The sequence below is a fragment of the Labrenzia sp. CP4 genome (assembly GCF_001579905.1).
Classification (GTDB): Bacteria; Pseudomonadota; Alphaproteobacteria; order Rhizobiales; family Stappiaceae; genus Roseibium; species Roseibium algicola.
Genome location: NZ_CP011927.1, coordinates 355585 through 374611 on the forward strand (window position 1 = coordinate 355585; position 19027 = coordinate 374611).

Sequence of the window (19027 nt, forward strand, 5' to 3'; positions counted from 1 at the left end):
GGCCGCTCCTTTGTTTTTGTCGTGGGACTGAGCGGGCAGGTTTCGGCTGTGCGGGTGACCTGGCAGCGGACTTGTTGTCCGGTCAGAACTGCCGCGCCCTATGAGCCAGTTCGACACCAGGGCTGACCCGCATCAGCCGCATTTCTCCGAAGCTGCGGATCTCGCGTTTGCCAAGGTCTTCCAGGTGAAACTCGTCCACCAGGAATTCCTTCATGGCATCCGGGGCAACGACGCACATGGGATTGGCGAATTCCTGCAGTCGTGCGGCAAGGTTCACTGCCGAGCCGAAGACGTCATAAACGTACTTCTGGATTCCGACGACGGAACCGACTGCCGATCCCGTACCCAGTCCGACACGCGCCCGCCACTTGTGTTGATGGCTCTGGTTTCGGCGCTCCAGGTAACGAATGAAGCGCACGGCGCAGTTGGCAACAGCGCGCATATGATCCGGTGACGGCTCAGGCATGCCTGAAACGGCAAGATAGGCATCGCCGATGGTCTTGATGCGCTCACAGCCGAATTGCTCGGCGATACGGTCGAATGCGGTAAAGATGTCGTTCAGTTCTCCAAGCGTCACCGTCGGGTCGTGCTCTGCGGAGAATTTCGTGAAGTCCACGAAGTCGAGCATGACCACGGAAACGCTCTCGTAAAGCTGCGGCGTGACGACACCGAAGGTCTTGAACTCCTCGTAGACCGAACGCGGCATCAGGTTGAGCAGCAAACGCTCGACACGTTCCTTCTCGCGTTCCAGTTCGCGCGTATTCCGCTCTACCATGGAGGAGTAACTGTCGATCATCGACTCCAGTTCGCGGATCCGTGTGATGTTCTGGCACTCAACGACGAGGAAGTCCTGCTCTTCAGCTGGCGAAACGGTCAGGGCGATGACCAGGGTCCGGCGCTTGAGCTTGACGGAGACTTCTCCGGAAAAGCGTCCCTGCTCTTTGATTGCTTCACGAAGCTGTTCGATGTCGATAACCGGCAGCAGATCGGCAAGCGTGGTGACGGCTTCGGGCTTGCCGAACCAATCGGAAAACGGAGCGTTCTGGAACAGGAACTGGAGGTCCTTGCTGTTGACGACGGCAATGCCGACCCCGATCGCGCGCAAGAGCTGCTGGTTGATGGCGGTGATGCTCATGTCGCACCGGTCGAAAGGATGGCGGAACGTCGCGCTTCGACTGCCGACATCACGGACTTGATGTCTGCAGGGTCGAACTTGTGTTCCACCAGCGTCTCGCGCAGGAGACGTGCAACTTCGTCAAAGTCCTCGTTTTTCAGGTTAAGGGTGGCATGGGTTCGTCTCAGCCGCTCTTCCGAATAGCTGACCGGCCCGCCCAACAGATAGGAGATAAACTTGGTCTGATGATCGATCAGGCGGGTCATGTCGACGTCGTCGAAAAAGTCACCGATCTCGTCGGAATCGAGAACCTTGTCGTAAAAGGTCATTACGATGCGGCTCACCGACCCGAAGCCGCCGTACTTTTCAAACAATGTCGCAGGCATGCCGCAGAACTCGATTTTCAGAATGAGATCAAGAATAAGAGAGTAGTCGACTATTCTGGCAATGCAAAGATTTTGTGTCGACTATTCCTTTGCGTCATTCGTCAGCTTCCTCTGGGAAGCATGACGTATTTCTGTCGCGTGCTGCCTGTCAGATCGTAAATTCGTGCCTTGGATGTTTGCGAAAACCCTCTGCAGACAGTATCCGGTCGGACGCCCGACCGGATGTGCCGATGTTCTTCGGGGGCTCCTGTTCCTTGTGAGTCGCCTATTTGGACAGGTCCTGAGCAAGCATGAGCGCGTTGCCATCCGGATCGTAGAAGGTTGCGGTGCTGACCATGCCTTCGATGGTCTCCGTCGCTCCGTCGAATTTGACACCGGCCCCTTCCAGCGCACTGCGGGCACCTGCGATATCGGCCACGCCGAAGACGGGAACCGTGTTTCCGGGCGTGGGTTCGGATTGTTCGCCCAGTCCCAGGGTCACGCCTTCGGTTCGGGTTGCCAGCTCGCTCCAGCCAGCGTCGTCCATATGATAGAGCAACTCGAACCCGAGTTTTTCCGCGTACCAGTCGGCACTTGCATGCCTGTCGCGAACGGAGAGGGCGAGAGTGATCGTATTATCCAGAGAAACGAGAGGCATGAGACTTTCCTATGTATCAAAAGTATAGTAGCTATAAAATATGAATATGCAGCTTCTTGTCAACCTCACATCCAAAGCCTGGTCGCTGAAAATTCTGGCTCAGTTGCATGCAGGTGTTTCCGGTCGGCAAGCCCCGCTGATCGCGGCGACAGGTGCGAGCCGCAGTTCTTTTACAGCAAGCCTTGAACATCTGTTCCAGCTTGGACTGCTGGAGCGAAACCCCGGCCACGGCCATCCCCTGCGGCCCGAGTTTCGGCTGACGGACAAAGGCAAGGTTGTTGCTGCCATGGCGAGCCGGATCGAGGAGATCGTTCCGAACGAGGATGCCTTTTCGGTACTGCGACGCAGCTGGACGGTGCCTATCCTGGCAGTAACCGGGGCGCCAAGCCGGTTTTCGGCGATCAAGTCAGACCTCGGACCGGTGACGGACCGGGCCCTGTCGAAGTCCCTTGGTGTTCTGGAAGAGCAGGAGTGGCTGAGGCGGGACATCGACCTGTCACAGCGCACACCTTTCCCGATCTATCACGCCGTGAATGCGGGTTTGAAAATCAATCAGGCGATCGCTGCGGGCGCCCGTTGACCCGGATGTGAACCAAAGTTCTACCCTGTGGTTGTATTTTCTGGCCTTGAAATGAAGTTTTCCCGGCTGCAATCCACCGCACAAGTCTTTGTCCAAGAACAATAATTTCGAAATCAATGAATCTGGGCGTGTAATGACGCATCATGACTCTTCTGGTTCATTGCAGTTTCCGGGTGTAGCGCTACGCTTGAATGGTCGAGGCGAATCTTGCGAGGCAAGCATGTCCCGGTCAGACGAAGAGAAATGCGGTCGCCTGATGCGCACCGCTTGTAGGAATGTCATCGGATTCTGGCAGCTTTTGCAGGAACCGGATGTTCACAGGCTCGATCATGTCAAACGCCTGCAGTATCGGGCCTACATGATCGGTTCCGCCCTCCATCTGGCAGACCTTGTGGTCAGGCACGAACACGCCCTGATCCATCTCCGCCGGGCGGTCGGGGAGCCCGAACTGGGCGAAGAGGCAAAACAGTTCCGCACCATGGTTCACGCGTTCGACGGTGATCATCAGGACGCACTGGATGCCAGGGCGCTGATTTTCAGTCAGGCCGTTCAGAGCGCGTTTGCGGATTAGAGACGGGTACGGTTGAGGTCAAAGGCCGAGTGCGGCGACCATCCTGTCGACCGCTTCCTCCACCGTGCCGGTGTTTTCAATGCGGATCAGATTGGCGACGTTTTCCGGTTCAAGGTCGGCACGGCGCAGCCGTTCCTCTATTTCCTGTCTGCTTTCGCGGCCACGTGCGGCGAGGCGTTCGGCGAGGACTTCGACCGGCGCGGTTATCAGCAGAACGCTGGCGTTTCGGTACTTGTCCTCTGCGTGCTTCAACACCTTGCGCGAGCCATTGGCAATCACGGTTACGCCTGCTTCGATTGCCTGGTCGTAGCTTTGCGGGATGACGTAGCCGAGCCCGTGGGCCTCCCAGCACAGGGCAACCTTTCCGGCAGCCCTCAGCTGATCGAATTCGGCGCGCGAAAGCGTATCGTGATCCTCGGCCTCGACATCGGCCTGCCGGGTGATCGCTCTCCGGGCGAAGCTGACGTCCGTCCGGCCCGCCAGACGGGCCTTGAGCGCGGCCATCAATGTGTCCTTGCCGGCCCCGCTCGGCCCAACCACGAGCACCATGCGGCCGGGGCCGAGTTTTTCTGTCATGTCGGACGCAGCCTCAGGCAACCCGTTTGCCCTCGCGCCAGACACCGCGCACGATCGGGATGTCACCAACCATTTTCACCTGGATGAGATCGGCCCTGAGGCCGGGTTCCAGGGTGCCGCGGTCTTGCAGGCCAATGGCCTTCGCAGGCGTCGCCGTGACCATGGCAACCGCCTGTGGCAGGGCAATCGCCTCGACCTCCGCAGCCAGCTGGAACGCAGCCTGCAGCAGCGAAATCGGCACATAGTCCGAGGAGAGCACATCCAGAACGCCCGCTTCGGCAAGTTCCTTTGCCGAGATATTGCCGGAATGGGATCCGCCGCGCACGACGTTCGGTGCCCCCATCAAAACGGCCATACCGGCTTCGTGAGATGCCTTGGCGGCTTCCAGTGTGGTTGGAAACTCGGCGATTTTCGTCTGCAGTGAAATCGCCTCGTCCACATGGGCGGTGGTGGCGTCGTCGTGGCTGGCGATGGCGATGCCACGGGCCTGGGCGATGGCCGACAGGTGCTTGCGGTTTTCAGGGGCGAGGCTGCTGGCACGCGCCTGGCGCTTGCGGATGAAATCGTCCATCTGGGCGTCGGTGAAGCCCTTCTTGCCCTGATAGTAGATCTTGTAGGCATCCATCGACACGAACTGGCGCTGACCGGGGGTGTGGTCCATCAGCGAGATCAGGCGGATGCTGTCGTCGTCCTCGAACACCTTGAAGGCGCTGAGAACGTCGGGCGCAGATACTTCGCAGCGAAGGTGGATGAAATGGTCGGCGCGCAGGCGGTTTTCCCGCTGGCCGGTTTCAATGGCATCCGCTAGCGCGCGCATATCCGAATAACCAAGGTCCGCGTCTTCATCCATGCCGACGCGCAGCGCATCGAACACGGTGGTGATGCCGGAACACGCGATCTGGGCGTCGTGGGCCTGCACGGCGGAAACCGGGCTCCAGCGCACCTTGGGACGCGGAGCATAGTGGGTTTCCAGGTGGTCGGTGTGCAGCTCGACCAGGCCAGGTAGCAGGTAGTCGCCTTCGCAATCATGCCCATCGACCTCGGTCGGTGACCCGATGCCGGAAATCAGACCGGCATCATCGATCGTCAGGGAACCGTCGAACACTTCGCCTGCGAGAACCAGACTGGCATTCTTGAAGACTTTGGGATGCTTGCTCATGCAGATTCCTCTTGGGAAAGACGCTCGGCCTGGCTGAGGGCGTCGGCGGGAGCGACGCTGCCGGTCAGCTGAAAGACGGTATGGACCTGGAAAGGCGCGCCGCGTTCGGCTTCGGTGTAGAGCGCAACGTGGCGGCACAGCCGCTTCTTGCCGATGACATCCGCAAAGTGGTCCTGGGCGGCATTTGCCATCCGCTCCATGTCGCTGTCGTCTTCCAGTTTGTTGGAAAGGGTCAGGTGGAAGCGGAATTCATCGAAGATATAGGGATAGCCCCACCTGACGAGATAGGTGTCATGCCTTTCCGACAGTCCGCTCTTGCGGCGGCGCTCAAGATCCGCCTCGGACAGTGGTGCGCGGAACGGCTCGAAGCGACGCACGCACAGGCCGGCGAAGGCGCGCAGGGCCGGCTCTTCTGCCTCAGGGGTCAGCGCCAGAAAGCGGCCAAGCCTGTTTACGCCGAGCGCTTCTATCTCGTAAGGGGCGATTTCCGCCGCAAAGGCTGCGCAGGCGTCCAGCAGCGCTGCCTCGGTCTGATCGGCTGCAAGGGAAAACGGGGCTTTCAAAGTCCCGTGAAATCCATAGCGCCGGGGGTCGGTCGTCAACTCCTGGAAACGTGCCGATGTCATGCCGGGCAGCTCCGGCTGCGGAAAGGCCTTGCCGGAAAAGGGATCGCGCCCAAGCCAGGAATTTCCGAGCTGCATCAGGCGGTCGTCGGCATCGGCGGCGAAATAGAGGGCATAGCGCATGAAGAAAATCGCGATTTTGAAATGTGGTTTGGCCGGATGTGGCAGGGCCACATCCTTCAACTTTCTGAGGGAGTGACCTAAAGGCGGGCGGTGACTTTTCTGTGACAGTTTCCGCCCGTCTGCAAGCCTTTCCTCATCTCGTGGCTCAGGCGGCTGCCTCCGCGCTGAAACCGGTCACGTCGATGATGCGGTCGGCGATCTGTTCCCGGACGTCCTGGTCGTGAAGAATGCCCACCATGGCAACGCCCTGGGTTTTCTTTTCTTCCACCAGACGCACGACCACGGCCCGGTTGGCAGCGTCGAGAGAGGCGGTAGGCTCATCCAGCAGCAGGATCGGATAATGGGCAATGAACCCCCTGGCGATGTTCACGCGCTGCTGCTCGCCGCCGGAGAACGTGGCGGGCGGCAGGGTCCAGAGGCGCTCGGGCACATTCAGCCGCGACAGCAGGGAGCGGGCTTTGTCGACGCCTTCTTCCTCGCTGGTGCCCTGGGCAATAAGCGGCTCGGCGACGACGTCTTCGGCCGAAACACGCGGGATGGTGCGCAGGAACTGGCTGACATAGCCGATCGTGTCTTCGCGCAGTCGCAGAACCTTGCGCGGCTCGGCCCCGGCAATGTTCACGATTTCATCGCCGACGGTCACCAGGATCTGACCCTCGTCACAGCGGTAGTTGCCGTAGATCATCTTGAGGATCGAACTCTTGCCGGCGCCGGAGGGGCCGCCAAGGACGACACATTCGCCGGAATTCACCGAGAATTCGACCTTCTCGACCACAGGAATGACGGTTCCGCCCTGCAGGTGCATGGTGAAGGACTTGCCGACGTTGTTGAGATAGAGGCGTACGGGCATTTCGGTCCTCATACCTGGAGAATGGAAGAAACAAGCAGCTGGGTATAGGGCTCGCGCGGATCGTCGAGCACCTGGTCCGTCAGGCCGCTTTCGATGACGTTGCCGTGGCGCATCACCATGATCCGGTGCGACAGCAGCCGGGCGACCGCAAGGTCGTGGGTGACGATGACCACGGAAAGTCCGAGATCGGCCACAAGACGGCGCAAGAGGTCGAGAAGACGTGCCTGCACGGAGACGTCCAGACCGCCGGTCGGCTCGTCCATGAAGACCAGCCGTGGTCTCGTGACGAGGTTGCGGGCGATCTGCAGGCGCTGGCGCATGCCGCCGGAGAAGGAGCGCGGATCGTCGTCGATCCGGTCGCTGTCGATTTCCACTCGTCCCAGCCAGTCGTCGGCGGTGGAGCGGATGTTGCCGTAGTGGCGCTCGCCAACCGCCATCAGCCTTTCGCCGACGTTGGCGCCTGCGGAAACGTTCATGCGCAGCCCGTCCGCAGCATTCTGGTGCACGAACCCCCAGTCGGTGCGCATCAGCAGGCGGCGCTCGGCCTCGGTCAGCTGATAGAGGTTGCGCATGGTGCCGTCGCGCATGCGGTATTCGATGGCTCCCGCCGTCGGCGCGAGACGTGTCGACAGGCAGTTGAGCAACGTGGTCTTGCCGGAGCCGCTTTCGCCGACGATGGCAAGCACCTCACCGGGCCAGAGATCGAAGGAGACATCGGCGCAGCCGATGCGGTCGCCATAATAGCGGGTGACGTTATGAACCTGCAGCAGCGGGTCCGCGGAGGGAAAGGCGTTCATCGGGCGGTCTCCTCTGCCTGGGTGGCGCCGAACTGGTGTGCCGCCGGATCGGCCGCCATCGGGCCGAGATGGCCGTCCGCGCGCCGTTCCTCGCAATAGTCGCTGTCGGAGCAGACGAACATGCGCCCGCCCTTGTCATCCAGGATCACCTCGTCGAGATAGACATTCTCCGCGCCGCACAGGCCGCAGGGCTTGTCGAATTTCTGCACCTCGAAAGGATAGTCCTCGAAGTCGAGGCTCTTCACCTTGGTGTAGGGCGGAATGGCGTAGATGCGTTTCTCACGCCCGGCACCGTAAAGCTGAAGCGCTGCCATCTGGTCGATCTTCGGGTTGTCGAACTTCGGCGTCGGCGACGGATCCATCACGTAACGGTCGTTGACCTTCACCGGATAGGCGTAGGTGGTGGCGATATGGCCGTTCTTGGCGATGTCCTCGTAAAGCTTCACATGCATGAGGCCGTAATCCTCGAGCGCATGCATCTTCCGGGTCTCGGTTTCGCGTGGCTCCAGGAAGCGCAGCGGCTCGGGGATCGGCACCTGGAAGACGATGATCTGGTCTTCGCGCAGGGCCTTTTCCGGAATCCGGTGGCGGGTCTGGATGACGCTTGCCTCCGACGTCTCGTAGGTCGTGCGCACGCCGGCGGTCTTTTCAAAGAAACCGCGCAGGGAAACCGCGTTGGTGGTGTCGTCGGAGCCCTGGTCGATCATCTTCAGGCAATCGTCCTTGCCCAGAATTGCCGCCGTGACCTGCACCCCGCCGGTGCCCCAGCCATAGGGCATCGGCATTTCGCGCGAGGCGAAAGGCACCTGGTAACCCGGTATCGCGATGCCCTTCAGGATTGCCCGGCGGATCATGCGCTTGGTTTGCTCATCCAGATAGGCGAAGTTGTATTCGCCCTGTTCGAAAATCTGAGCCGTGTCGTTCATTGCGCAGCACTCCGTTCCCTGAGTATCCGGCGATAGTGGTCGAGGCGCATGTCCAGCGTTCCGGTGTGCAACTCGAACAGGTGATTGTCGTTGTCGTAGAAGTAGATGGACCTGCCTTCACCTTCGACGCGGGCGCGCGGTGGTTTGACTTCCAGGCCAAGGCGCTCGACGGCTGCCAGCTTCGTGTCGAAGTCTTCCTCTTCAATCTTGAAAGCCACGTGATTGTAGGTGCGCTCGTTCAGGGCATCGCCCTGCATGATCGCGATCCAGACGTCACCGACCAGAAAGAACTTTTCCTGGGAGAGGGAAAAGGTGGCCTCTTGACTGGAGTAGACTTCCCGAGCTTCGAGCACCGTCGTCAGCAGGTTCGTCATCCTGTCCAGATCACTGACGATGAACGTCATATGACTGAGTCCGCTGCTCATTCCGCCGCCTCCTGGGCGGTGCTGCCCTCTTCTTCTTCCTGGCGGCGTTTTTCGAACCATTCGCCGCGCATCCGGCGCACCAGATCGAGTTCGGCCTGGAAATCGACGTAATGCGGCAGCTTCAGGTGTTCGACGAAACCGGTCGCCTGGATGTTGTCTGAATGGGACAGGACGAATTCGACATCCTGAGCCGGGGCGGACTGTTCCTCGCCCAGTTCCTGCCACCGCATGGAACGGTCGACCATGGCCATGGACATGGCCTTTCTCTCCACCTGCCCGAACACGAGACCGTAACCCCGGGTGAAGGTCGGGGCGGTCTTGGCCGAACCCTTGAACTGGTTGACCATCTGGCACTCGGTTACCTTGATGGCGCCGAGCGTGACGGCAAAGCCGAGTTCCTCGGCGAAGAATTCCACTTCGACCTCGCCGTAGCGGATTTCGCCGGCGAAGGGGTGTGTGCGGCCGTAGCCGCGCTGGGTGGAATAGGCCAATGCCAGCAGGAAGCCTTCGTCGCCACGGGCGAGGTTCTGCAGGCGCAGGTCCCGGTCGGCCGGGAAGGACAGGGGCTCGCGGGTCAGGTCGCCGACGGGCGCATCCTCGTCGGTTACCGGGTCCGGCTCCATCAGGCCTTCGTCGCCCAGCAGGTCGGTGACGCGCGGCATGCTGCCTTCTTCAGCGGTAGCTGTTTCGACAGGCTTTTCGAGACCGTCCTCTTCGGCGGCCAGCGCGAAATCCAGAAGGCGGTGGCTGTAGTCGAAGGTCGGGCCCAGCATCTGGCCGCCCGGCAGGTCCTTGTAGGTGGCTGAAACGCGCCGTTCCACCAGCATCTTCGCGGTGTCAATCGGCTGGCTGTAGCCGAACCGTGGCAGGGTCGTGCGGTAGGCACGCATCAGAAACGCGGCTTCGATCAGGTCTCCGCGCGCCTGCTTGATGGCAAGCGCGGCCAGCATCTCGTCGTAGAGCGAGCCTTCGCCCATGACACGGGCGACAGCATGGGACAGCTGCTGGGCGATCTGCTCCAGCGTCAGCGAGGGAACGGAGGTGTCGCCCCGGCGGCGCTTGGCCATGAGCTTGTGGGCGTTGCGGATGGCCTTTTCGCCACCCTTTACGGCTACATACATGGATCAGACCTCCGCTTTGAGGATGCGGGTGGAACGGGGCAGGGCAGACAGCACATCCTGTCCGGCAAAGACCAGATCGATACCCCGTGGAAACTGGCGGTTGTTGGCAATCACCTGGTCCCAGAACACTGGCGGAACCGGACCGGTGCCAAAGGAAACGGTGTCCTTGATGCCCGGACCGCTAAAGGAGACTGCCGGATGGGACCCGAAGTCCTGACCAGTCAGGATCACCGTTGTCGACCGGTCCGGATATTCGGCGGATCCCTGGTTGAAACTTGCCAGCGGGATCATGTTCACCGGTGCGCTGACCAGCGCAAAGGCCGCTTCCACCGGTTCGGTGACGATCGGGCAGCCGGTGTGGAAGCGCAGAAAGGTCTTCACGGCGTCCGACGTCATCAAAGGCTTGTCGAGCCAGATCGGCGTGTCGTAGTCGAACAGTGTCAGGGCAATGGTGGCGGCCACCTGCGTCAGCGGTGCGGGCGGCTTCAGACTGCCGGCGGAAATCGCCTGCCGCGTACCCGGGCGGGCCATGGCATTCATGATCGCGCGAAAGCAACCCTGCGCATCGTGAACCGGGTCCTGAAATCCTGCGGCCAGCGGTGCGGCGGCGGTCTGTTGTGCTGCGCTCATCAGTTGTCTCCCCGCACCATGGTGAAGAAGTTGACCTTGGTGGCCTCGGTTTCCTCGCGAACGGTTTCCTGCGTTCCTGCCTGGGCTTCGGCCAGCGGCGCGATGATGTCCGTCTCGATGCGCTCCTGCATTGCAGGGTGTTGCCACAGGGCGTCGATCACGGCGGACTGCAGCGCTTTCTGCTTGTTGCGGCCAAGGCTGTAGGCATTGCCGGTTTCACCGGTTTCCAGGCGAACAACGCAGCGGGTGACCGTGACCTCGCCCAGGTTGAACGGACTGCCGGTGCCGCCCATGCGGCCGCGCACCATCACAAGGCCGGTTTCGGGCTGGCGCACCAGCTCGTAGCTTTGCGGTGGAAGTGCGCTGAATTTTTCCGCGACGGCCTCGGCGGAGGCTGCGGCCAGTGTCGCGATCACCTTCTGACGGGCGCTCACGGCTGCGCCGGGTTGGGTGTCTGGGGAGGCGGAAGAGGTAATGTCTGTCATGAAGCGCGCCTTTTGGGTTGGGCGGTTCTTCGGAAAGCGTTTGAAAACGCCCTTGTCCTAGACTTGATTTGTCTATTTGTCTAGACAAATAATCCGGTTGACTCTTTGGTACCGAAATTTGATGACGGGCTCATGACGACGAACAGCACTCTCGACCGCAGCGCCGGAATTGCGGTGTGGCGCCAGATCATGGAAACGCTGAAGGCGGAAATCGTGAGCGGGGCCTTTGAAAAAGGCAGCCGCCTGCCTCCGGAATCCGAGCTTGCAAGCCGGTTCGGCGTCAACCGCCACACGGTGCGCCGGGCAATCGCCGCGCTGACGTCGGATGGTATTCTGCGGGCCGACCAGGGCCGTGGCACCTTTGTTGCCTCAGCCCCGCTCAGCTATCCTATCGGTCCGCGCACGCGCTTTTCGGAAATCGTTTCGGGCCAACTTCGGGCACCGTCCGGACGGTTGATCGGCTCGGCTGTCGAGGAAGCCGACGCCCTGCTGGCGCATCAGCTTGGCGTGCCGCTCGGAACGCTGCTCATTCGCGTGGAAACCCTGCGCGTTGCCGATGGTGTGCCGATGATCGCGGCCACAAGCTGGTTCGAACAGTCCCGCGTGCCCAATTTCGTCGCCGATTATGCCGACACCGGATCAATCACCGCGGCTTTGCAACGCGCCGGCATTTCCGATTACCGCCGCAAGGAAACGCGCATCACGGCCGAGCTGGTGGAAAACCGCGATGCCCAGCAGCTTGGTCTGGCGCTGGGCCAGCCGGTGATGGTGATGGAAAGCGTCAACCTGGACATGACCGGCAAGCCCCTGCAATACACCCGTGCCCGCGTGGCGGCGGACCGCATGCAACTGGTGGTCAGCGGCGAGGTTTAGACGCTTGCATTGACGCGAGGTTGGTTCGCCAGCCATGCCCGAAGGATCAACCAATCCGCCGCCAGGCTCCGGGTGACATGCCCGCCATCTTCTTGAATGCGCGGGAAAACGCTGCTTCCGACCGGTAACCCACGTTCCAGGCGATTTCCGCAATTGATGATCTGCTGTCCCGCAATTGGCGCGCTGCGAGCTGCAGGCGCCAGGACGTCACATATTGCATCGGTCCCTGACCCATTTTTCCGGCAAAGCGTTCGGTCAGCACCGTGCGGGACGTGTTGATCTGCCGGGCAAGGCGTTCCAGCGTCCAGTCCGATGCCGGGTCGGCGTGTATGGCGGTGATCGCGGCACCGGCGACCGGGTCGGTGAGGGCGCCGAGCCAGCCTTCGCTCGCCGGGGCCTGCGACAGCACATGGCGGCGAAGCGTTTCGATGAAGATCAGTTCGCACAGGTGCAGGCGTACGCTGCGGCTGCCGGGCTGGTCTGACTGTATTTCTGTCCGGGCTATGTCGATCAGCCTTTGCAGACTGTCATCAGTCCTTTCGGATGACGAGACCAGAAGCCGGCGTTCGAGCCTTGCAAGCAGCGGGTTGAAGGGTCTTGCGTCGCAGGCGAGGAACCCGCACAGGAACAAGGCCCGCGGGTGTCCGCCACCGCCTTCCGGAACGATGCTCGGCAAGCGTCCGGCGGTAAGGTTTTCGAAAAAGTCGACGACCTCGTCCGCACTGAACTCGGGAGGCGTTCCAGTTGCGCTTTCCATCCGGTATCCATCGCCCTGCGGGAAGACGAGAACGTCACCCCGGTTGAACCGGATGGGCGCCTCGCCCGGTATGGAGGCCAGGCCTGAGCCTTCCAGGACGACATGATAGGACAGCACGTGCTGCCCGGGATCTGCAAGGATCGCGCGGTAGGCATTCGTGTGGGGAATATCGACGCACCAGGGGTCGCTGGCATCCACCAGGAACATCAGCGCACCGGTCAGGCGCACGAGGTTCAGAACGTCGGCGAGTGGATCCTGTGCTGGTCCAGACCCGGCAGGGGTTGCCGTTCCCCGCGCGGATGCGAGGGCAGAACTTGCGGACAGTGGAGCATGGAGCCGGGACATGTCCGAGTTTAGCATTTCCAGCCGCAGGTAAGAAATCAACGGAAGGACACTTCGCCATGGCTGCATTCGTGTTTTTCGACGTCAGGGAAATCCACGATCCGGAACGCCTGGGTGCCTATCGCGCCAAGGTCTTTGAAACCGTGGAACACTTTGGCGGGCGCTACCGTGTTCTCGGCGACATGGATAGCGTTCTGGAAGGTGACTGGACGCCCAATATCCCGGTGCTGATCGAGTTTCCCGACAGCCAGACTGCCCGAGCCTGGTATGAGTCCGATCTTTATGCCCCGCTTAAGAAAGACAGGATTGCCGCAGCCCGGTGTGACGGCGTTCTGTTGGGCGGGTTCGAGCATGGTCCGGGCACTTGAGGAAACAAGCGCCCGTGACGGGTGCGTGGCCGACGCTTGATCAGGATTCCGGCAAATTGGCCGGGTCGAAGTCGCACATCTCGGCGGCCTTGGCGAGGCTCTCGCTGAAGCCGGCCGGCGAGAAGCGGCCGTAGAGCCAGGTTTCGCCCAGGCTTTCGCGTTCGACGGAAATGTCGATCGTTGTCTGCGCATCTGCCACCGCGGCGGCCATGTCCTTCACGAAGCCGGACGTCATCGAGATCTGGTAAGGGTCCTGCAATCCGACGGGAAACATCTCTCCTCCCAGCCAGGAATCTTCCTCGTCGATGGTGATTTCAACCAGGTCGGTCTCGGCCCAGGGGTCTTCTTCGTTTTCGGTGTAGGGCGCATATTCGTATGTGAAATCCGCATTATAGCCATTGACGTCGAAGCTGAACTGCAACGAGCCGGAGGTGTCGCGCGCCGGAGCGTTGTTATAGACAAGGCAGGTGCTGCCGATCCTGGCGGTTTCCCAATCGCCGCTGCTGAACGGCGCGGCAACCGCACCTGTTGCCGGCAGCAAGGCCAGCACCGAGACAAAAGCTCTGAAATTCATTCCAAAATACCTCGAATGCATATTGATATGCGGACACCGGCCCCTCGCGCGGCGGCGACCTTTGCGCACGCTCGAACCTTTGCCGTTTCCGGCAATGCGGCGCATGCGCATTGCCGACTAGACGCGAATTTGCTTAAGGACAGGTTCAGTAAACTGCATGTCCGGCTTCAGATCAGCCAACGATTGCTGTCAGATGGCATGCTCCATTGGCACATCGAGGAAACGGCAACTCCAATAGTGAACAGAATTAGTCCCAAAACCTTGGTAGGAATGTCGTTCTCCGCCTAGCGGGCCAAGGCGAAACGTATCATTCGATCTGCTATTTCGCGGTGGTGCGACCCGGGTAATTCATGGCCGACCCCTTCGAGGATCGCAAGCTCGGCCCCTGGTATGCCTTCAGCCAGAGCTCTGCCATTTTCGACCGGCAGGATAGGGTCCTCCGATCCATGCAGGACGAAAACCGGGCAGGAGATCTCGCGGAAACGGCCAGCCCAGTTTTCCCGCGTTGTCCGGGAAGAATGGTTGAACATGCTGGCGGGGCTCTCGGTTCGATCAAGGACCTTCTCCACCCTTGCGAGTGCCGCTTCTGCATCGAAGGTGTTTGCTGTCCCGCTGCACAGCCTGTCTATCTCGACGAGGAAACGGGAAACGGTTCGCCTGTCTTGCCAGTCCAGTTCTCCGAAACCCGCAAAGTGTCGAAGAAAATCATCGGAGATTGTCGGAAGTGGAGCACCGTCCCAGCCCAAAGGTTCACTTCCGATCAGCGTGACGGAGTGAATGCGCTCCGGATGAGACAGGGCGAGCATCTGGGAGATATATCCGCCGAGGGACATGCCTGCCAGGTGTGCCGCTGGCAGTCCGTATGACTCCATTACGGCCAGGACATCCGTCGCCATGTCCTCAATTGCGTAGGTCGCCTCACCAGGCGGCACTGTTGTTGAGCATCCGGTATCACGATGGTCGAAGCGGATGACAAAAAAACCCTGTTCGGCCAAGAGGTTGCACAACTCATCCGGCCACCCGAGCATGGACGCCGTCGCTCCCATTATGAGGAGGAGTGGCGTACCTTCAGGAACTCCGAAGGTCTGGGTTGCAATGCGAACGTCTCCACTGTCGACAAACATCAGGTCTCCGCTCTCTCTGGCAAGAGAGCTTCTTGCAAAGACTACAGCTGACACGACCAACGCCATGGCATCTCGCCGATTCATTGCGCCCTCCATTTATAACCTGCGCGCAGGTTATAAATGGAGGTGAGCTTTTGTCAATCGATAGGCAGCCACTTGAACGCAGTTTCGAGACGTTCGAGGACAAAGGCTGGCAATGGAACTCTTCCGTCACTTGCAACCCATTGCATGGTGGCGCCAGCGATTATGGCATGCAGATGCGCTGCAATCTCTTCCGCATCCTGATGGCCGGTGAGACGAGCCGCTATAGCGGCCTGGACAAGTTGATACCGTTCGTTTGCACAAGCCCGGAGAATGGGATCGCGCGCTTCCAGAGCCGCGATCGCAACCCGTGCAGAGAACCCCTCTCCGCTGCCCATGCTCTCGACAATCTCGACCAGAAACTGCCAGAGATTGTCTTTTCCCCGGTTGACAGGAAGTTCGGCAAGCCAGGCCCTCGTCGTGTCGACCTCATGTCTTGCCATCCTGTGGAGGATGGCGTCGCGATCACCAAATCTCTGGATGAGAGTTGCCCGGGAGAGCGCTACCCGGCTGGCAACATCACTTAATGTGAAGCCTGCTCCTTTTTCCGCCAGGACTTCCAGAGCGGCATTGAGAACATCAATATCCGAAACTTTCTTTGGCCGCGGCATTCTTGATCCGTCTTGTGGCTGAGCTGAAAGCCTTGTGTCGCACGTCATCTGAAATCCGCGCAAGGAAACAATGGCGACGCTGAACGAAGCAAGACATGTTGCGAGGGGATAACCGGGAGGCTGAATGTCTTAGTGGCAACCCAAAAAGCCGCTGCGTTAACCCGAATGCTTACTATAATTATGCGCGCTGCTCGAAGACGAAGGGAGCGAGAGGAGCCGGCGAGCGTTTCCGAGAGGGAGTGAGCCTCAGCTCAAACGGATCGTTCCCGAAAACTTGCCACTCAAGTTTGGAGCCGAGTTTCAAAAGACCCCAGGCGTGGGCAGGCTCTCCGCCCGTGGTGAAGCATTCGGTCAGGCTTTGCTGTGTGAGGTGTGGAATGCCGTCAATTGTTGTGACCGTGTTCCGGTGCACGTGTCCTGCGATACAGGCGAGTGGCACCCGCGCCTGGGCAATAGCTGCGCGGATGCGCTGTGATTGCGGATAGGTCGAATATTCGGCATTTCGCTCAAAATAGTAATTGCCGATCTGGCTGTGTCCTGAAAACGGGATGTGACTGGCGATCAGTGTCGGCTTGTCGACCTGCTGGGTCATCTGAGATAACCAGCGAAGGTCGGCTTCAGGCAGAACAAACCCTGCGTTCGTCTCATGATATGTGAATCTGGTATCGGCGCGCCACACTGCAAGTTTCCAGCCGCCGAGGTCAATTACGGTGTTATCCAGCCCAGTGCGCAGGATTTCCGCGTTTTCACCAACGCTCAGGTTGTCACGATCATGGTTGCCGCACAAATGCTGCACCGGTGCTTCCAGTTCCGCGAAGATTTCTGCAACCTCTCTCTGGAGACGCATATCTGTTTGTTTGTCAACGTCGGTAATGCGATCTCCCAGATCAAGAACAATGTCTGGCTTTTCGGTGTTTGCCCAGACCACGAAGTCCGCGAGAGAATGGAGAGCAGATTTTCCATGCGTTGCGTGATGATGAATATCTGTAACAACTGCAATTCTGATCATGTGATCTGATCCTGGTTCGGAGGCGCGATAGTTCTGTCACCGCGGGACGTTGGGGTCGATATGACCAGAAACGTCACTCCGGAACGTTCGTCGTTTCTTGCCTGATGGGATACAAGGGGCGGGATCTCGATGCCTTGCCGGGCCGGGACCTTATACAAATGGCCTTCTATCTCCATCGTCAACCAACCATCGAGAACATAGAAGAATTGCCTCGCGCGGGAGTGATAGTGACGCTGTTCGGCTGTGCGTGCGGGCATGAACTCCTCGATAATCAGGAGTGGGTCGCTGTTCGCCAGAACCCAGCCGTCACAGTTGTCGCCCCAATTGTAGTGTGCCGCCGTTGCGGTGCTCACGAGCGTGTACATGCCTTGACCTGTGTTGAGGTTTGATTTTGTTGTGCGTTCTGCACGAGCGGCAACACCGGTGCCTGCGTCGGAAATTGTCGATGCCGGCCAGCCCGATCTGGGAGGGTTAGTCGAACATGCCTTTCGGTGTTTCTCCCGCAAGGAAGGGGGCAATGAACGCATTAAGCAATTCCGGTTGCCGAATGATCGCGGTGTGGGAGGTTGCCGGCAAAATCGCAAGGCGCGACGCGGGCAAGGGATTTCCCAGATCGCCCATCGAACCGCCGCCCAGAAGACGGAACATTGCCACCGAGTGCTCAAGGGTCGAGACGTCGGCGTCGCCGGAAATCAGGAGCACAGGGGCCTGCAAGGTCCTGACGTCCTCTTCCCAGGATACCGGCTCATGTTCCAGACCGATCATGCGTGTAACGAAATCGTCGAACCCGTCCGGATCGGGTGCCAACCTCTTCCAGTCTTGCTCGATCGGTGTTCCGGTGAACATATCTGGCGTCATGGAGGGTACCATGGCGCGATATTCCGGCTGCATGCCCTCAATGTCGTAGGCAAGGGAAGCGGCGACCAGTTGATCGACCTTCCCAGGGTGGCGCACCGCAAGCTGAAACCCGACTGCGGCGCCCATGGAGTAGCCGAAAACGTCTGCTTCTGGCAGGTTCAGGGCATCCATGAATAGGGCAACATCTTCTGCCAAGGCAGGGTAAGTTATGGACCTGTCTATATCTTCCGTCCGGCCGTGCCCTTGGAGTTCCACCGCGTAAACGCGTCTGGTCTCCGCCAGCATTGGGATGATGTCACCCATAGACTGAATGTTCATGTATGCCCCATGGAGGACAACAATCGGTTCGCCTTCACCGCTTATCTCGTAATACATCCGCATGCCGTTCACCTCGGCATAGCCGTTTTGTAGTGTAGAGTCGGCAAGCGCGATGCTGGGTGACGCCAGCATCGACAAGATCAAAGCGGCACTCGTCATATGTCTTTTCATGGAAAGGTTATCCTCAGCCTTGCCTGTCGCACCTGACTGTCAAAGACTGCGCGCGAAAGCTTCGAGTTGGTCGAGGCAGGTTCCCCATCCAGAGTGGAAACCCATTTCCTCGTGCCGTTTTCTGTCTTCCGGATTTTTGTGCATCACCAATGCCCGGTAATACGTTCCGCCTTCGGTAGGGCGCATGGTGATGTCCACGCTCATGAACGTTTCGCCGTTGGGCCTGAAACCTGGCCCCATGGCATCAGTCCAGACCAGTCGCTGCTCGGGTTTTGCAAGTAGAACGCAGCCGGGAGGTTCTGCCATTTCGTTCCCTTCCGGCGACGCCATAACGACAGTGAAAATCCCGCCGGGATGCGGTTCGATAGCGGCCCGCGCCACTGTCCACGGTTTGGGGGCAAACCATTGAGCAAGCAGCTCCGGTTCTGTCCAGGCGCGCCAAAGCTGTGCGGGAGATGCGGAAACCTTCCGTTCGAGCACCAAATCAAGTTCGGGGTCGTGTGTCATTCCTTGTCCTCTGCCTCATTCATGTTGGCCAGAAATGCGTCGAGCCGATCGAGCCGCGCCTCCCAGTGGCGTCGCTGTTGTTCCAGCCAGCCTTCTGCAGCACGGACCGTTTCCGGGCGAAGGCGGCAAGTTCGGATTCGGCCGGACTTATTCGTTTCGATCCAACCGCTCTTCTCCAACACATTGATGTGTTTGAGAAAACTCGGCAGCGCCATTTCATGGGATGCCGCAAGTTCCGAAACCGGGGCTGGTCCGTTGACCAATTGTGCGATTACCGCGCGCCGGGTCGTGTCGGACAAACAGTGGAAGATCGAATCTAAGTTAGCCATATGGCTAAGTAATGATGCGGCGTCCGTCATGTCAAGAAAGTTTTCCAGTTGGCTAACTTTTAGTCGATAAGAGCCCACTGGCTGGCGCAATCATCGACCGGA

At 59.8% G+C, this 19027-nt stretch carries 26 protein-coding genes; 4 read left to right on the forward strand and 22 right to left on the reverse strand.

The window, feature by feature from the left end; genetic code table 11:
• Window positions 1-82: 82 nt before the first annotated feature.
• From ACP90_RS01685 to ACP90_RS01695, 3 genes are all read right to left on the reverse strand, one after another.
• Window positions 83-1135, reverse strand: a complete 1053-nt coding sequence (locus ACP90_RS01685; RefSeq protein WP_062486262.1) for an adenylate/guanylate cyclase domain-containing protein — start codon at window positions 1133-1135, stop codon at window positions 83-85.
• Window positions 1132-1500, reverse strand: coding sequence for a group 1 truncated hemoglobin (locus ACP90_RS01690; protein ID WP_062486265.1), 369 nt, complete (start codon window positions 1498-1500; stop codon window positions 1132-1134). The genes ACP90_RS01685 and ACP90_RS01690 overlap by 4 nt, the downstream gene beginning before the upstream one ends.
• A gap of 265 nt (window positions 1501-1765) precedes the next feature.
• Complete coding sequence (locus ACP90_RS01695; RefSeq protein WP_062486268.1) at window positions 1766-2137, reverse strand: VOC family protein; 372 nt, start codon at window positions 2135-2137, stop codon at window positions 1766-1768.
• A gap of 46 nt (window positions 2138-2183) precedes the next feature.
• On the opposite strand from ACP90_RS01695, the gene ACP90_RS01700 reads away from it, so the two are divergent.
• Both ACP90_RS01700 and ACP90_RS01705 read left to right on the forward strand, forming a co-directional pair.
• On the forward strand, window positions 2184-2717 hold the full coding sequence (locus tag ACP90_RS01700; protein WP_208993429.1) for a winged helix-turn-helix transcriptional regulator: 534 nt from the start codon (window positions 2184-2186) through the stop codon (window positions 2715-2717).
• A 220-nt stretch (window positions 2718-2937) separates the two neighbouring features.
• Complete coding sequence (locus ACP90_RS01705; protein WP_023002643.1) at window positions 2938-3288, forward strand: hypothetical protein; 351 nt, start codon at window positions 2938-2940, stop codon at window positions 3286-3288.
• Between the two features lie 18 nt (window positions 3289-3306).
• Here the strand turns inward: ACP90_RS01705 and phnN are convergent, their stop codons facing one another.
• The 10 genes from phnN to phnG form a co-directional block, all read right to left on the reverse strand.
• Complete coding sequence (gene phnN, locus ACP90_RS01710) at window positions 3307-3864, reverse strand: phosphonate metabolism protein/1,5-bisphosphokinase (PRPP-forming) PhnN (protein WP_062486274.1); 558 nt, start codon at window positions 3862-3864, stop codon at window positions 3307-3309.
• A 13-nt stretch (window positions 3865-3877) separates the two neighbouring features.
• Complete coding sequence (locus ACP90_RS01715; RefSeq protein ID WP_062486276.1) at window positions 3878-5023, reverse strand: alpha-D-ribose 1-methylphosphonate 5-triphosphate diphosphatase; 1146 nt, start codon at window positions 5021-5023, stop codon at window positions 3878-3880.
• Window positions 5020-5769 (reverse strand): DUF1045 domain-containing protein, encoded by a 750-nt coding sequence (locus ACP90_RS01720; RefSeq protein ID WP_062491256.1) that lies wholly within the window; start codon window positions 5767-5769, stop codon window positions 5020-5022. The genes ACP90_RS01715 and ACP90_RS01720 overlap by 4 nt, the downstream gene beginning before the upstream one ends.
• A gap of 145 nt (window positions 5770-5914) precedes the next feature.
• On the reverse strand, window positions 5915-6619 hold the full coding sequence (phnL, locus tag ACP90_RS01725; protein ID WP_055660504.1) for a phosphonate C-P lyase system protein PhnL: 705 nt from the start codon (window positions 6617-6619) through the stop codon (window positions 5915-5917).
• 8 nt (window positions 6620-6627) lie between these two features.
• Window positions 6628-7416: a phosphonate C-P lyase system protein PhnK gene (gene phnK, locus ACP90_RS01730; RefSeq protein WP_055660045.1), complete on the reverse strand. Its 789-nt coding sequence runs from the start codon at window positions 7414-7416 to the stop codon at window positions 6628-6630.
• Window positions 7413-8342, reverse strand: coding sequence for an alpha-D-ribose 1-methylphosphonate 5-phosphate C-P-lyase PhnJ (locus ACP90_RS01735; RefSeq protein ID WP_055660043.1), 930 nt, complete (start codon window positions 8340-8342; stop codon window positions 7413-7415). Before ACP90_RS01735 ends, phnK begins: the two co-directional genes overlap by 4 nt.
• A complete protein-coding gene (fosX, locus tag ACP90_RS01740; protein WP_062486280.1) occupies window positions 8339-8767 on the reverse strand; it encodes a FosX/FosE/FosI family fosfomycin resistance hydrolase in 429 nt (142 codons plus the stop codon). Before fosX ends, ACP90_RS01735 begins: the two co-directional genes overlap by 4 nt.
• Complete coding sequence (locus ACP90_RS01745) at window positions 8764-9888, reverse strand: carbon-phosphorus lyase complex subunit PhnI (protein ID WP_062486283.1); 1125 nt, start codon at window positions 9886-9888, stop codon at window positions 8764-8766. Before ACP90_RS01745 ends, fosX begins: the two co-directional genes overlap by 4 nt.
• Before the next feature lie 3 nt (window positions 9889-9891).
• Window positions 9892-10518, reverse strand: coding sequence for a phosphonate C-P lyase system protein PhnH (gene phnH, locus ACP90_RS01750; protein WP_062486286.1), 627 nt, complete (start codon window positions 10516-10518; stop codon window positions 9892-9894).
• Window positions 10518-11003: a phosphonate C-P lyase system protein PhnG gene (gene phnG, locus ACP90_RS01755; RefSeq protein WP_062486289.1), complete on the reverse strand. Its 486-nt coding sequence runs from the start codon at window positions 11001-11003 to the stop codon at window positions 10518-10520. The genes phnH and phnG overlap by 1 nt, the downstream gene beginning before the upstream one ends.
• A 132-nt stretch (window positions 11004-11135) precedes the next feature.
• Between phnG and phnF the strand changes: the two genes are divergently transcribed.
• Entirely contained in the window at window positions 11136-11876 is a 741-nt protein-coding gene (gene phnF, locus ACP90_RS01760; protein ID WP_023002654.1) for a phosphonate metabolism transcriptional regulator PhnF, read from the forward strand.
• 46 nt (window positions 11877-11922) lie between these two features.
• On the opposite strand, the gene ACP90_RS01765 is transcribed toward phnF, so the two are convergent.
• A complete protein-coding gene (locus tag ACP90_RS01765) occupies window positions 11923-12978 on the reverse strand; it encodes an AraC family transcriptional regulator (protein ID WP_158514152.1) in 1056 nt (351 codons plus the stop codon).
• Between the two features lie 56 nt (window positions 12979-13034).
• Between ACP90_RS01765 and ACP90_RS01770 the strand changes: the two genes are divergently transcribed.
• Window positions 13035-13343: a DUF1330 domain-containing protein gene (locus tag ACP90_RS01770; RefSeq protein WP_023002656.1), complete on the forward strand. Its 309-nt coding sequence runs from the start codon at window positions 13035-13037 to the stop codon at window positions 13341-13343.
• A gap of 40 nt (window positions 13344-13383) precedes the next feature.
• On the opposite strand, the gene ACP90_RS01775 is transcribed toward ACP90_RS01770, so the two are convergent.
• From ACP90_RS01775 to ACP90_RS01815, 8 genes are all read right to left on the reverse strand, one after another.
• Window positions 13384-13917 carry a hypothetical protein gene (locus ACP90_RS01775; protein WP_062486296.1) on the reverse strand — a complete coding sequence of 178 codons (534 nt, stop codon included), beginning with the start codon at window positions 13915-13917 and terminating at the stop codon, window positions 13384-13386.
• Window positions 13918-14201: 284 nt separating this feature from the next.
• Window positions 14202-15041: an alpha/beta hydrolase gene (locus ACP90_RS01785; RefSeq protein ID WP_062491257.1), complete on the reverse strand. Its 840-nt coding sequence runs from the start codon at window positions 15039-15041 to the stop codon at window positions 14202-14204.
• Between the two features lie 137 nt (window positions 15042-15178).
• Window positions 15179-15733 carry a helix-turn-helix domain-containing protein gene (locus ACP90_RS01790; RefSeq protein WP_062486304.1) on the reverse strand — a complete coding sequence of 185 codons (555 nt, stop codon included), beginning with the start codon at window positions 15731-15733 and terminating at the stop codon, window positions 15179-15181.
• 178 nt (window positions 15734-15911) lie between these two features.
• Window positions 15912-16742 carry a metallophosphoesterase gene (locus ACP90_RS01795; protein ID WP_062486307.1) on the reverse strand — a complete coding sequence of 277 codons (831 nt, stop codon included), beginning with the start codon at window positions 16740-16742 and terminating at the stop codon, window positions 15912-15914.
• Entirely contained in the window at window positions 16739-17107 is a 369-nt protein-coding gene (locus ACP90_RS01800) for a cupin domain-containing protein (RefSeq protein WP_062486310.1), read from the reverse strand. The genes ACP90_RS01795 and ACP90_RS01800 overlap by 4 nt, the downstream gene beginning before the upstream one ends.
• A 106-nt stretch (window positions 17108-17213) precedes the next feature.
• Window positions 17214-18050, reverse strand: coding sequence for an alpha/beta hydrolase (locus ACP90_RS01805; RefSeq protein WP_353612766.1), 837 nt, complete (start codon window positions 18048-18050; stop codon window positions 17214-17216).
• A 78-nt stretch (window positions 18051-18128) separates the two neighbouring features.
• The gene (locus ACP90_RS01810; RefSeq protein ID WP_062486318.1) at window positions 18129-18596 is read right to left on the reverse strand and encodes an SRPBCC family protein; all 468 of its coding nucleotides are present in this window, start codon (window positions 18594-18596) and stop codon (window positions 18129-18131) included.
• Entirely contained in the window at window positions 18593-18955 is a 363-nt protein-coding gene (locus ACP90_RS01815) for a metalloregulator ArsR/SmtB family transcription factor (protein ID WP_208993430.1), read from the reverse strand. The genes ACP90_RS01810 and ACP90_RS01815 overlap by 4 nt, the downstream gene beginning before the upstream one ends.
• Between the last annotated feature and the right edge of the window lie 72 nt (window positions 18956-19027).